Below are 13,071 nucleotides of genomic sequence, written 5' to 3' on the forward strand. Positions count from 1 at the left end.
GCGAAAGATTGTACGACCTCCGCCGCCGGATCGATCGTCGATCGCCCGATCCGGCGGCGGCGAGGCTCAGACGGCGGCGGGGGCGGCGGCGGGGGCATCGCTCGGCACGGGATAATCGCGGGTGAACTCGGCGATCTCGCCCCGGATGCGATGGGCGAGGGCCTCGTCGTCCGGGGCGTCGAGCGCGGCGACGATCCAGGAGCCGACCCGGCGGATGGCGTCTTCCTTCATCCCCCGGGTGGTCAGGGCGGGGGTGCCGATCCGGATGCCGCTGGGGTCGAGCGGCTTGCGGGGGTCGAACGGGATGAGGTTCTTGTTGACGGTGATGCCGGCGCGGCCGAGGGCGGCCTCGGCGATCTTGCCGGTCAGGCCCTTGGTCGAGACGTCGATGAGGATCAGGTGGTTGTCGGTCCCCCCCGAGATGAGGCGGAAGCCGCCCCTGGCCAGTTCCTCGCCGAGGGCCCGGGCGTTGGCGATGACCTGGGAGGAGTAGGCCTTGAAGTCGTCGGCCAGGGCCTCGCCGAAGCAGACGGCCTTGCCGGCGATGACGTGTTCGAGCGGGCCGCCCTGCAGGCCGGGGAAGACGGCCATGTCGATCTTCTTCGCCCAGTCGGCGCGGCACATGGTCAGGCCGCCCCGGGGGCCTCGGAGGGTCTTGTGGGTGGTCGAGGTGACGAAGTCGGCGGCGGGGACGGGGCTCGGGTGCAATCCGGAGGCGACGAGGCCGGCGATGTGGGCCATGTCGACCATGAACAGGGCGCCGACCTCTCGGGCGACCTCGGCGATGAGGTCGAAGTCGATGACCCGGGAGTAGGCGCTGGCCCCGGCCAGGATCAGCTTCGGCCGGTGCTCGCGGGCGAGGCGGGCGATGGCGTCGTAGTCGAGCCGCTCGGTCTCGCGGTCGACGCCGTAGCCGATGGTCTTGTACCAGCGTCCGGAGAAGTTCAGGGGCATGCCGTGGGTCAGGTGGCCGCCGTGGGCGAGGTCCATGGCCAGCACGGTGTCGCCGATCTCGAGGGCGGCGTAGTAGACCGCCAGGTTGGCCGAGGCGCCGGAGTGCGGCTGGACGTTGGCGTGATCGGCCCCGAAGAGCTGCTTGGCCCGTTCGATCGCCAGGCGTTCGGTCGTGTCGACGTGCTCGCAACCGCCGTAGTAGCGGCGTCCGGGCAAGCCCTCGGCGTACTTGTTGGTGAGGACCGACCCGACGGCCTCCATCACGGCTCGGCTGGTGTAATTTTCCGAGGCGATCAGCTCCAGCTCGTCGCGCTGGCGGCGCTCCTCGGCAACAATCGCGCGGAAGACCTCGGGGTCGCGGTCGGAAAGAAACGTCATCCGTGTACTCCAGCCGAATCGAGTCGGAGAGGAAGTCGAGAAGACAAGGGGGCGGTTCTGAGACATCGTATTATCCCGACCCGGTGCGAACTCGGCACCCTCAATTTGCAGGGAGGGTTCGTCGGAGAGGGGAGGTCGGAGCCGATCGGGTTTGCTCGCGAGGTCAGGCGGTGCGCCCGGGTGCGCGTCGGAGTGCGCCCTTGGTGCGCCCATTGACGAGGAGGCGTTTGAGGCGGATTTTCTGTTGCTGGTTCATGTTATGGCGAAGGTCGGGGCGTTCGTTTCGGAAATGTCGGGGGCGATCGTCGAGGACAATTCGGGGCGACCTGTTTGGTCGGCTGAGGATGACGCCAGGCCGCTGGTGTTTACAGGGTCGAGTGGTCGGTGTGCTGAAGGTGCGCCGCTCGGTGCGCCGGTGGTGCGCTTAGTGTGCGCCGCTCGGCGCGCCCCTGAAACGAGGCTTCTGAAATACATAACCGTCGATTGCGGAAGGAGTTTCGGCGAATCACCTCGATTCGTTTCGTTCGAAGAACCTGGGTTCGTTTCGTTGAAGACCCGGCGCCTTGGGTTCGGGGGACCCACCAGCTGGAATTAAGCATGTGTCCCGGGAGGTCGTCGGAGTTTGGTGCGCCTCTCGGTGCGCTGGTGGTGCGCCTCTCGGTGCGCTGGCGACAAAGGGGGTGCGGGAGACCCAAATGATGAAGGATTCATGATTTCTGTCGATGCGGGTCATTTCGTTTGGGGATGTTCAGGAGGTCCAGATCGAGGAGAAGAAGTCGGGTTCAATCCGAGGCCAATTCCGTCGCGTCCGCAATCACAAGAAGGGAGGCGTCGAGGGTCATGGTCGCTGAGCGAGCTGGGAGATCGGGCAAACAGAGATTCAAGCCAGTGGGGGAGCGAACGCGCGGAGGGACGAGCCCGCCGACAAGATCATCGGGAATTGTCGGGGGGGCAGTCACAAAACGTTGGTGGGGATACCTGGATCAGGTTGGAAGGGCGGGGCGAGTCGGGAGGGGTCTGGACCCGAGAAGGGCCCCGAGAGGAAGAAGGGGGAGAAGAATTGAGCGGTTTGAAGGCATCCGGAGACCGACCGCCAACGGGAGCGGATGGCAGTCGGTCTCCGGCAGGGTTTGAGCGGTATCCGCCCGATCCGGGCGTCCGGATCGGGGGACGGAGCCACCTCCTGTGGGAACGGAGGGTCAGTCGAACATGTCGGCCTCGCGGTCGCCCCGGGAGAGGAGGTAGGCGAGGAGGTCGAGGATCTCGTCCTGCTCCAGGGTGTTGAGCAGGCCCTCGGGCATCATGGAGACGGGAGAGGGCTGCATCTCCTCGATCCGGGAGCGGGCGACGCCTTCGAGGGCGTTCGGTTCGAGCATGTTGGTCATGATCATGAGGTTGTCGGCGTTCAGGTTGACGATCCGGCCGGTGACGATCCGGCCGTCCTCGGTGGCGATCATGACGGCCTCGTACTGATCGCTGATCTCCTTGCTCGGGACCAGGATCGACTCCAGGAGGTCGTGGGGGCTGAAGCGCCCGGCGATGCCGGTGAGGTCGGGGCCGACGGCGCCCCCTTCGCCGGCGTAGCGGTGGCAGGAGAAGCAGGAGGTCTCGGCGAAGAGTCGGCGGCCGCGGTCGTAGTCGCGCCCCCCGCCCAGGCCGTCCTCGATCAGGCCGGTCAGCTCGTCGATGGTCCATTCCTTGACGAACGGCCGCTGGACGGCGGCGACTTCCGTCGTGACGGGCTGGGCCTCGATGATCGGTTGCAGGGCGACCCGCTCGGGCTCGCTGAGGGCCTCGACCGCCTCGTTCTTGATGTTCCGGACGAAGTTGGCGAAGCTCGACCCGCCTCGGTAGTTGGCGGCCTTGAGGAACCAGCGGAAGTAGCGCTGGCGGAGCTCGGGGGTCCAGCCGGGTTGGATCGTCCGGAGGGTCATGGCGTAGTCGATCTGCTCCTCCTGGGTCGGGGCCGCGTCGAGCAGCTCGACAATCTTGCCCGCGGCGGTCGGAGACTGGAGGTAGGCGAGCAAGCGGGCCAGGTCGGTGTTCAGCTCGACGCCGGACGCGGGGAACTCGGGGTCGAAGCGGGCGATCAGGCTCGCCCGGGTCTGGTCGTCGGGCGGCCCCATGCGGTTGAAGAAGACGGCGTAGACCCGGAGCAGGTCGAGCTTCTCGGCGTAGGTCCGCTCGTCCCAGGTCAGGGAGACGCGGTCGAGGGCGTCCTGGATGCGCTGCTTGAGCAGCATGTTGACCGGGGGGTCGGTCGGGCGGCGGTGGAACGGGTCGGGGGCGGAGACGCGGACCAGGGCGAGCAGGGCGTTGGTCGCGGTCCGGGGGTCCTGCTCGGTCAGGGCACGCTCGGCCCAGGCGTTGGCGTCCTGGAATTCGAGGGCCGCGCGGGCAGCAAACCGGACGAAGCGGTCGGGGTGGCCGAGGTTCGCCCAGGCGAGGTCGACGGCGGCCGGGTCCTGCTTGCCGAGGGACGATTCGAGCCGTTGGCGCAGGTCGCGCAGCTCGGTGCCGGAGTCGTCGGCCGCGACGGCGGTGGCGGTCGATTCGTCGCCGACGTAGGTGACCCGGTAGAGGCCGGAGGTGGTCCGACGGCCGCCGACGGCGAAGTACATGGCGCCGTCCTTGGGGTTGATGACCAGGTCGGTCAGGGCGAGCGGGGTACCGGTGATGAATTCCTCGGCGGTGCCGGCGTAGGTGGAGCCGTCGGGTTCGAGATGCACGGCGTAGAGCTTGCCGTAGCTCCAGTCGCAGATGTAGAGGGCGTCCTGGTACTTCTCGGGGAACTTGGCGCCGTAGCCGAAGACGATGCCGGTCGGGGAACCGGGGCCGATGTCGACGGTGGCGGGCAGGGTATCGAGGTAATAGGACGGCCACTTGCCGGTGCCGTTGCGCCAGCCGTAGTCGGAGCCGCTGACGGCGTGGTTGACGCGGGTGGGGCGATACCAGGGGGTGTTGATGTCCCACTCCATGTCGGCGTCGTAGGTGAACAGCTCCCCCTGGCGGTTGAAGGCGATGTCGTAGGGGTTGCGGTAGCCGACGGAGATCAGCTCCCAGGTCTCGCCCTCGGGGTCGACCTTGTAGATCGCCCCGCCGGGGCCGAGGACGTTGGCCATGAAGCCGTTGCCGTCGGGCATGCGGGGCAGGAGGTGGTCTTCTCCCCAGACGGGGGGGACGCGGGTGGCCTGGAAGTCGGTGAGCTGGGTGCCGTTGCCGCAGACGACGAAGAGGGCGTCACCTTCGGGGCTGGGGATGATGGCGTGCGGGCCGTGCTCGCCGCCGCCCTGGAGCGGGCGGAGCTGCCTGACCGTGTCGAGGTCGCCGTCGCCGTCGGTGTCCTGGACGCGGTAGAGGCCGCTCTCGTACTGGCCGCCGCGGTTGACCATGACGTAGAGGCTGTCGAAGGCCCAAAGAAGCCCCTGGGCCTCGCCGATGTTCACGTCGATCGGCTCGACGACGACCTCGCCTCCGTCGTCGTCGATCGGGGGGAGGGTGACGCGGAAGAGCTTGCCGTACTGGTCGGAGACGATGAGGCGCCCCTCGGGGTCGACGGCCATCGAGACCCATGAGCCCTGCGTCTCGGCCGGGACGGAGTGGAGCAGCTCGACCTTGAAGCCGTCGGCCACCTTGAGCAGGTCGGCGTCGGTCGCGCGCTGGCCGGGGGGAGGCGTCTGGGGCCTGCGTCGGCCTTTCTTGCGGGCGGGGGCGGCGGCGGCCTGGTCATCGGCGTTGTCGAAACGGCGGAGCGTGATGTCCTTGAACTGGACGGTCATGGGGGGGCCGGCGTGGACCTGGAGGGCGAGGATCCCTTCCAGCTCGCGTTCGGATTCCTGGTTGTCGGTGATCTCGGCGACGGTCTTGCCGTTGAGCTTGTGGATGAGGTGGGGACCCCGGGCGATGATCGTCAGCTCGTTCCAGTCGGTCAGATCCAGTTCGGGGCGGGCGGACTCGGTCTCGCCCTCGACCTTCTTCTCCCCCTCGGCGGTGACGACGACGCGCTGGCCGCTCTCGGCCACGATGCCGCGGCCGCGCTCGTCGTAGAGCATGCCGTTGTAGCCGGGGCTGGGGTGGATGTCGGCCTGGTAGCCGCCGACGACGAACTCGCCGGCGTCGGGGAAGCGACGGCTGCGGTACTGGATGCCGGAGTTGTTGTTCCCTTCGAGGCGGAAGGTGGCACGCAGCTCGAAATCGCGGACGGGGTCGCCGCGATGGATCAGGAACTGGTTGGCCTTGAGCGGTGCCTCGGCGGAGGTCCGGCCGGTCAGCAGGCCGTCCTCGACGGACCAGAGATCCGGGTTCCCTTCCCAGCCGGAAAGGTCGTTGCCGTTGAACAGCGATTCGAATTCGCCATCGTCCTGATAGGGCGGAAGCGTGGCCGCCCCTCCCAGGAGAAGCGACAGGACCACGGCGGCCGACGCGCCGAGCAGGGCGGTCGGTCGGGAGAACGATCGGGACATCGCACGATCCTCGAAGCAGAGCGGTGGGGAGGGAGACAGGCCCGGGGGACCACCGGGGCGACGCTCCCGAGGCCCGAAGCGCTCGCGGGCGGGGCGGCGCGGGGGCAGCGGCGGGAGTGGGTCTGATCCGGCGATGCCAGGACAGGAACGATGGGCGTCACGGGCCGATCGCGGCATTGCCCGGCCGCGATGCTCCTTCGTCCCATCGTCTCGCACGGATCGCCTCGGCACAAGGCTTGAGTGTCCCGGGAGGTCGGCCGGGCGCGGGGGCAATCGGGCCGCGTCGGGTCGGCCGGGATCGGCGGATCAGAGCTCGCCGTCGAGCCCGAGGCGATGATAATAATGTTCGACTGTGTCCTGATTCTCGAGCAGCCAGTCGATCGACGGCTCGTGCCGCATGGCCTTGCGGATGACCTTCGCCGTGGCCTCGCGGTGGACGCGAAAGAGGGCGTCGTGGTCGAGCGACTCGACCTCGACGACGCTCGGGTCGAGCCAGACGGAATAGATGATGCCCAGGTCGTTGGCCTTCGCTTTGGGGATGTCGCCGGCCCGGACGGCGTCGAGCACGCCGTTGGCCACGGCGGCCTGCACGGTCCCCATGAGGATGTTGGTGTAGCGAGGGTTGCTGACCGTGACCTTGCTGACCATGACGGTCGCGGGGCGGACCTGGACATCGCTGTTGAGGATGGCGAAGACGCGGGTATGGCCCTTCACCTGGTCGCCGATGAGGTTGGCCAGGGCCTGGCCGACCGGGCCGTCGAGCTCGCCGATGACGACCTCGGGCTCGGCGGCGAGATGATCGGCGTCGCCTTCCACCAAGGCCTCGCCCGTCCGCAGGAGGATGCGGTCGCTCATGTGAATTCCAGGCTCCGAACGACGAGGAGGAGATCCGGCCTGGCCGGGACGGGCCAGGCACCCTTGAAATTGCCCGATCGCCCCGGCCGCGGCTCGCGATGCCCCGGGCGGGCGGGCGTCGGGGATCGGATTGTGAGTGGGGCCTTCGGATCTCGCAAGGCCCTGATCCCGGATCGAAGCCTTTCTTCTTTTTCGATTTGAGGTTCAACACGACGCGCGGGAGGCGGGTTTCCGGAGCCGGCTTGACTCTCGAGTCGTCGACACAATACGGTTGATGCAGGTCGAATCGATGTGAATTCGATCGTGAGAGCACGCCGCGGTCTCGTCTCCGGCTGGAACGACTCGTTTGATGAGTGTTCGCGACGCCTGCATCTGGCTGACCTTGCTCGCGTCGGTGGCGGCCGGCGGCGAGGTCGTGTGTCAGCCGGGGGACGACGGGGCTCGGGCCCCGATCCTCTCGGGAGAGAGGGCCGGCTGGGACCGGCCGGCGCGGGAGGCGCCGACGGGCCGTCAGCCCGCGACGGCCGAGGGATCGGCCCCGGCGACCGCCTCGGAATCGGAAGAGGACGTGGGCGGCCCCGGCCTGGTTGCCTGGGAGCCGCAGGCCATCGTGCCGTTCGACCCGAGCCGACTGGGATCGGCCCGGGCCAGCACGCTTCCGCTCGTCCGGGCCCCTCGCCCGATCGCCCGCCTCCGCTGCTAACTCGACCCGGCGGGATCAGCCCTCGCTCGCTGCGCCGCGCGCCGAAAGGGCTGCGCGAGCGATCGAGCGAGGGTGGTGTGAGAGTGATGAGTGCGGGTCGCGTCCCCGAGGGCTGGGGGCGTGACGAAGGCTCAATTTGTCCGTCTCCGACCCGTCCGGCCGCCCCCGGTGTCCTGAGGGCGGTCTCCGTCTCCGAATCGGTCTCGTCCGGGCGATCCCCGCGACCAGGACAGGAGTTTCACGGTGATGATGTTGCGAAGCAGTCGCGCGGGCCGCCGCGTCGTTGCGGCCCTGGTCCTCGTCCTGGCGGGGGCGTCGGGGCCGGGGTTGGCCTCCGGTGCCGACGTGATCGGGACGGTCAAGGAGGTCGATCCGGAGTCACGGTCGGTCGTGGTGGTGCAGGCGGGCACGGGGCGCGAGGTGACCGTGACGGTCACCCCCGGGACGGCGATCGAGGTCCACGGCCGTCGGGGAATCGACCTGGACCATCTGGAAGTCGGGGCGAATGTGATCGTCCACGACGACGTGGTGGCGGCGGCCATCCGGGTCGAGAACGAGGTCATCGGCGTGATCCGGGCCGTCGACGCGGACGCCGGGACGCTGGTCGTCGAGGAGCCGGGGGCGGACCAGCCGATGGTCTTCCCCCTCCCCGCCGAGGTGATCGTCCGGCACTTCAGGGGCAAACAGATCGGGATCGACGACCTGAGCCCGGGACAGCCGCTGACGGTCGTCCACTCGCAAGGGGTGCCGACCCGGATCACCGTCGAGGACCTGCCGGCCGGGATGGTCGGAGAGTTCTGGGACAACTTCCGCCACAACCTGTTCAAGCCCTTGCTGCTGTTCTTCTACGCCGGGTTCCTGATCCCCTTGCTGGGGGTGAAGTTCGAATTCCCGTACGTCATTTATCAGGCATTGACGATCTACCTGCTCATCGCGATCGGCTGGCACGGCGGCGAGGAGCTGGCGGAGCTCGACCCCTCGTCGATCGGGACGGCGGTCGGCTTCATGGGGGTCGGCTTCGTGACGAACCTGTGCATCGGGCTGCTCGCGTATGGCCTGCTGAGGACCTTCACGAGGCTCCGGCGGGTGGACGCGGCCACGGTGGCGGGCTACTACGGTTCCGACTCGGCCGGGACGTTCGTCACCTGCCTCGGGGTGCTGGCGTCGTTGCACCTGGCCTATGCGCCCTACATGCCGGTGATGCTGGCCGTGATGGAGATCCCCGGGTGCCTGGTCGCCCTGGTCCTCGTCTCGATGCTCCGCAAGCGGGGCCTGGACGCCGACGGCAACAGCGAGGGAGAGCCGGGTTACGCCCCCGGCGCCGGCCTGCCGTCCGACCCGGCCGTCGCCCACCGGCACGACCTGGAGGTCGAGGACGAGGAGAAAATGGCCCTGGAACGCGGCTACAGCGAGCACGAGGAGCATCAGGCCCGGGGCCGATCGGGCCGTCGGGAGGGGGAACACATCGCCCCCGCAGGCGCCGGGCAGCCCGGCCTTCTGAGCAAGGAATTGCTGCACGAGGTTTTCTTCAACCCGGGGATCTACCTGCTGTTCGCCGGGATCCTGATCGGCTTCATCAGCCGGTTGCAAGGGACCGACGTGACCAGCCCCGACGACCGCGTGTTCCTCGACCTGTTCCCGGGCCTGCTCTGCCTGTTCCTGCTGGAGATGGGGATGACGGCCTCGAAGAAGTTGAAGGATCTGAAGGTCGCCGGCCCGTCGTTCATCGCCTTCGGCCTGCTGGCGCCGAACGTGTTCGCCGCGATCGGCATCGGCGTGGCGCACGGGTACGCGATGCTCCTGGGAGAGCCGTTCGACCTGGGGACGTACGCCCTCTTCGCCGTGCTCTGCGGGGCCGCCTCGTACATCGCCGTCCCGGCGGTGCAGCGCCTGGGAATCCCCGAGGCCAGCCCGACCCTCCCGCTGGCCGCCTCGCTGGGGCTGACCTTCAGCTACAACGTCACGATCGGCATCCCGGTCTACATCGAAATCGCCAAGATCGTGACCAAGACCTGGCCGGTCTGAGCAGACTGCCTCTGGGATTCCGCCTCGGTCGATTCCGGAGTATCGGGGGGGGGACACTCCTCGTTCATCAAACAAAGAAAGCCCGCTGAGTCAAGGAGACTCAGCGGGCCAGGTCAGTACCGAAGGTGGGACTCGAACCCACACGGGTGTTACCCCACCGGATTTTGAGTCCGGCGCGTCTGCCATTCCGCCACTTCGGCGAGAGCAAGCGATCGATGGAGGGAACGGGGCGGATCGTCCAATCGGTGGAAAGGAGTTGGCCCGTCACGTTCTGGTGGGAATTCTAGCACAAGGCTCGGGGGATCGGTAGGGGGTGGTCCCGGGGGATTGCCGCGAATTGGGGGGAGGGGAGGCGAGTTGACCTTGCAGGCCGATGCAGGTCACAATGCCGTCTCGAAGCGTGGAGTGAATTCGAGGGGCGTGTTCGCTCCTCACAAGGCGCCGAGCGATTAAATTAAGAATACGAGCCCGCACGCGATGAATCAGCAGGAACTCATCAAGCAACTCCGAGACGACAACAAGACCAAGATCGTCATGCTGATCGCTGACGGCCTGGGAGGATTGCCCATCGAGCCGGGCGGGCCGACCGAGCTGGAGGAGGCGAAGACGCCGAACCTGGATCGCCTGGCCGCCGAGGGGACGGTCGGCTTGAGCATCCCGGTGGCCCACGGCATCGCCCCGGGGTCGGGGCCGGGGCACCTGGGGCTCTTCGGGTTCGACCCGCTCGAATACCAGATCGGCCGGGGGGTGCTGGAGGCGCTCGGGATCGGCGTGGAGGTGGGGCCGCGGGACGTGGCGATCCGCGGGAACTTCTGCACGATCGACGCCGAAGGGCGCGTGACCGACCGCCGCGCCGGCCGGATTCCCACGGAGGTCGGCGAGAAGCTGGTGGCGAAGCTGGCCGCGGGGGTCAAGATCGACGGCGTGGAGACGCTGGTCGAGCCGGTCCGGGAGTATCGCCTGGTCGTCCGCTTCCGGGGGGAAGGGCTGGGGGACAAGGTGCTCGACACCGACCCGCTCCAGACCGGCCTCCATACGCTGGAGCCGAAGGCGACCGACCCCGGCTCGGAGAAGACCGCGAAGGTCGCGGCCGAGTTCCTCCGCCAGGCGAGGGAGATCCTGAAGGACGAGCGGCCGGCCAACTTCCTGATGATGCGAGGGTTCGCCAAGTTCCCGGACATCGCCACGATGGAGGAGGTCTACGGCCTGAAGTCGGCGGCGATCGCGGTCTACCCGATGTATCGCGGCCTGGCGAAGCTGGTGGGGATGACCGTGGTCGAGCCGGGCAAGACCCTGGCCGATCAGTTCGCCGTGGCCAGGGCGCAGTGGGAGAACTTCGACTTCTTCTTCATCCACTACAAGTACACCGACAGTACCGGCGAGGACGGCAACTTCGCCGAGAAGGTCAAGGTGATCGAGGCGCTCGACCAGGAATTGCCGGCCCTGATGGCCCTGAACCCGGACGTGGTGGTCGTCTCGGGCGACCACTCGACGCCGAGCCGGATGAAGTCGCACAGCTTCCACCCGGTCCCGCTCCTGATCTGGGCCCCGGCGACCGTCCGGCCGGACGAGGTGACGAGCTTCGGCGAGCGGCCGTGCATCCGAGGGGGCCTCGGCCAGATCCTCGCCAAGCACATCATGCCGCTGGCGATGGCCCACGCGAACCGCTTGCAGAAGTTCGGCGCCTGAGGCTTTGTGCGCAAAAACGGACCTCCCGGGGCGAGCCTCGTAACGCTCGCCCTGGGAGGTCCATCGGATCGGAGGGTGCGGCCCGTTGTCGGTCGCTTCGCTCAGCTCAGAAGCCGGACGTCGGGGTGATGGCCAAGGTCAGCTCTTCGCCGTCGCGGCGGACGAGGAGTTCGACTTCCTGGCCGGGTTCGACCTTCGAGGCGGCGGCGTAGGCGTCGGCCACATTGACGGTCCAGCGGCCGTCGAGCGTGGTCATGACGTCTCCCGGCCGGAGTCCGGCGAGCGAGGCGGGGGAGTCGGGGACGACCGAGGCGATGATCACGCCGTCGGGGAACTCGTCGTCGGCGTTCTCGAGCGCCATGCCGAACAGCGCGGCCGGTTCGAGGATGATCCGACGGGCGACCTTGGGGCCCATCATGCGGTCGGGCAGGTCGCTCATGAAGTCGCGGATCTCGTGCTCGACCGGCTCGAAGCTCATCACCTTCGCCTGGTAGTCGATCGTGGTCTTATAGCGGGCGAAGAAGGAGTGCCCGACCAGGCCGTCGATCGGCTTGTTGAGCATCCGCCCGAGGGCCGAGACGACCGGGTGATCCATGACGATCACCGGCACGTCCTCGGTCGAGAGGTCGCCGACCTGCATGGCGTCGACCTCGGCCTCTCCCCGGGCGGCGAAGAGGAAGGCGAAGGGGGCGTCGCCGTCGACGATCTTCGCCCTCTTCGCGGCGGTGTTCCCGATCAGGGTGACGGGGGAGCCGACGTCGAAGATCAGGTTGAACGGGCCCTCGCCATTCAGCGAGACGGCGACGAGCATGTGGTTCGAGGGGAGCATCTCGAACGGCACGTCGACCTTCGCCTCGGGGTCGGCCACGGCCTGCGGCGCCGGGTCGAGGCATTTCGCCCCGGTGCCGAACAGCATCAGGGCGGCGGTGACCATGGCGATCGGCCGGCGTCGGGGGGTGGGTGCGTTGCGGCTCATGGTGGTGTCACAGCCCCTTTCCGGCGGTGAGGGTGAGTTTCTGAGGGTCGGCACCGGCCTCACCCTCGGCGGGGACGAGATGGACGTCGACGCGGTCGCCGGGCTCGACCTGCCCGATCGCCGATCGGGCCTCGTCGAGCGATCGGACCGATCGCCCGAGGACCCGGACGAGCCGGGCGCCCGGGGCGACCCCGGCCTCCTCGGCCGCGGAACCGGGCAGGACGCCGGTCACGAGCAGGACCCCGTCCGCCTCGCTCAATTCGAGCCCCAGGAACCCCCGGGGGATGAGCTGGTCTTCCGGCTGCTTGCCGACGAAGACGGCGGTGAGCTTGGCCACGCCGCCGAGCAGGCCCATGGCCTGGACCTCGGCCGGGGCGTTGTTGGCGCGGCGGCCGGGGTCGGGGAGGTCTCGGGGGTTGTAGTCAAGCCGGGTCCAGGTCATGCGGTCGTCGGTCGGGTCGATCTCGATCTTGTACCGGGCCAGGACGTTGAAGCCGAGCATGCCGTCGATCCGGACGCCGGGCAGCCCGAGGGCGTTCATGCCGACGAGTTGGAAGATGTCTTCGACCCGGGCCTGCACGTCCTCGAGCTCGGCCCCCCCTTCGAATTCGAGGCGGTCGATCCGGCTGAAGTAGCGGCGGTCGTTCAGCTCCAGGCCAGAGGACTTGGCGGCCTCCTCGGAGAGGAAGAGGGCCGGTGCGCCGGTGTCGACGACGAGGTTGAACGGCCCCTTGCCGTTGATCCGGGTCCGGACGATGAAGTGGTTCGTCTCGGTCAGGCGGTAGGGGATGCGGAACGTCTGGCCGATCTGGGGGTCCTGCCTCGCCTCGGCGACCGAAGACGTCGCCGAGAGGAGGCCGGCACTCGCCAGCAGCGGCACAAGCAGCAAAGACCTGGGTCGCGACATCGCCGTCTCGTCTCGGGGGAAAAGAAAAAGGGGGTAGGTCCTGGCGCAGCATAACGGATCGGGTGAACCCATCTATCATAGATGGAAGAGCTTCGGTCGGACAGAGCCGGGGGTGAGAAGC

General features: G+C 68.2%; 8 protein-coding genes and 1 tRNA gene. 3 read left to right on the forward strand and 6 right to left on the reverse strand.

The features are described 5' to 3' along the window. Positions 1-66: 66 nt before the first annotated feature. The 3 genes from glyA to fae all read right to left on the reverse strand — a co-directional run bounded on the left by glyA (position 67) and on the right by fae (position 6,650). Positions 67-1,332 (reverse strand): serine hydroxymethyltransferase, encoded by a 1,266-nt coding sequence (gene glyA / locus AB1L88_RS05460; protein WP_367095614.1) that lies wholly within the window; start codon positions 1,330-1,332, stop codon positions 67-69. Positions 1,333-2,531: 1,199 nt separating this feature from the next. Continuing rightward, complete coding sequence (locus AB1L88_RS05465) at positions 2,532-5,795, reverse strand: family 16 glycoside hydrolase (protein WP_367095615.1); 3,264 nt, start codon at positions 5,793-5,795, stop codon at positions 2,532-2,534. 306 nt (positions 5,796-6,101) lie between these two features. Beyond that, on the reverse strand, positions 6,102-6,650 hold the full coding sequence (gene fae, locus AB1L88_RS05470) for a formaldehyde-activating enzyme (protein WP_367095616.1): 549 nt from the start codon (positions 6,648-6,650) through the stop codon (positions 6,102-6,104). 349 nt (positions 6,651-6,999) lie between these two features. Here fae and AB1L88_RS05475 point away from each other — a divergent pair, with 349 nt between their 5' ends. After that, a complete protein-coding gene (locus AB1L88_RS05475) occupies positions 7,000-7,353 on the forward strand; it encodes a hypothetical protein (RefSeq protein ID WP_367095617.1) in 354 nt (117 codons plus the stop codon). Between the two features lie 783 nt (positions 7,354-8,136). Further along, entirely contained in the window at positions 8,137-9,378 is a 1,242-nt protein-coding gene (locus AB1L88_RS05480) for a sodium-dependent bicarbonate transport family permease (protein WP_367095633.1), read from the forward strand. A 117-nt stretch (positions 9,379-9,495) separates the two neighbouring features. Here the strand turns inward: AB1L88_RS05480 and AB1L88_RS05485 are convergent. Next, positions 9,496-9,578, reverse strand: a tRNA-Leu gene (locus AB1L88_RS05485). A 277-nt stretch (positions 9,579-9,855) separates the two neighbouring features. Here AB1L88_RS05485 and AB1L88_RS05490 point away from each other — a divergent pair. Further along, a complete protein-coding gene (locus AB1L88_RS05490) occupies positions 9,856-11,067 on the forward strand; it encodes a 2,3-bisphosphoglycerate-independent phosphoglycerate mutase (RefSeq protein ID WP_367095618.1) in 1,212 nt (403 codons plus the stop codon). A 106-nt stretch (positions 11,068-11,173) separates the two neighbouring features. Here the strand turns inward: AB1L88_RS05490 and AB1L88_RS05495 are convergent, their stop codons facing one another. Both AB1L88_RS05495 and AB1L88_RS05500 read right to left on the reverse strand, forming a co-directional pair. Beyond that, on the reverse strand, positions 11,174-12,043 hold the full coding sequence (locus tag AB1L88_RS05495) for a PDZ domain-containing protein (RefSeq protein WP_367095619.1): 870 nt from the start codon (positions 12,041-12,043) through the stop codon (positions 11,174-11,176). Between the two features lie 7 nt (positions 12,044-12,050). Continuing rightward, positions 12,051-12,950 carry an aspartyl protease family protein gene (locus AB1L88_RS05500; protein WP_367095620.1) on the reverse strand — a complete coding sequence of 300 codons (900 nt, stop codon included), beginning with the start codon at positions 12,948-12,950 and terminating at the stop codon, positions 12,051-12,053. Positions 12,951-13,071: the final 121 nt, after the last annotated feature.

It is taken from the genome of Tautonia sp. JC769, assembly GCF_040717455.1.
Classification (GTDB): domain Bacteria; phylum Planctomycetota; class Planctomycetia; order Isosphaerales; family Isosphaeraceae; genus Tautonia.

Bases quoted from the DNA above. Each gene is read 5' to 3' on its own strand.
- glyA (WP_367095614.1), bottom strand. From the start codon at position 1,332: ATGACGTTTCTTTCCGACCGCGACCCCGAGGTCTTCCGCGCGATTGTT.
- AB1L88_RS05465 (WP_367095615.1), bottom strand. From the start codon at position 5,795: ATGTCCCGATCGTTCTCCCGACCGACCGCCCTGCTCGGCGCGTCGGCC.
- fae (WP_367095616.1), bottom strand. From the start codon at position 6,650: ATGAGCGACCGCATCCTCCTGCGGACGGGCGAGGCCTTGGTGGAAGGC.
- AB1L88_RS05475 (WP_367095617.1), top strand. From the start codon at position 7,000: ATGAGTGTTCGCGACGCCTGCATCTGGCTGACCTTGCTCGCGTCGGTG.
- AB1L88_RS05480 (WP_367095633.1), top strand. From the start codon at position 8,137: ATGGTCGGAGAGTTCTGGGACAACTTCCGCCACAACCTGTTCAAGCCC.
- AB1L88_RS05490 (WP_367095618.1), top strand. From the start codon at position 9,856: ATGAATCAGCAGGAACTCATCAAGCAACTCCGAGACGACAACAAGACC.
- AB1L88_RS05495 (WP_367095619.1), bottom strand. From the start codon at position 12,043: ATGAGCCGCAACGCACCCACCCCCCGACGCCGGCCGATCGCCATGGTC.
- AB1L88_RS05500 (WP_367095620.1), bottom strand. From the start codon at position 12,950: ATGTCGCGACCCAGGTCTTTGCTGCTTGTGCCGCTGCTGGCGAGTGCC.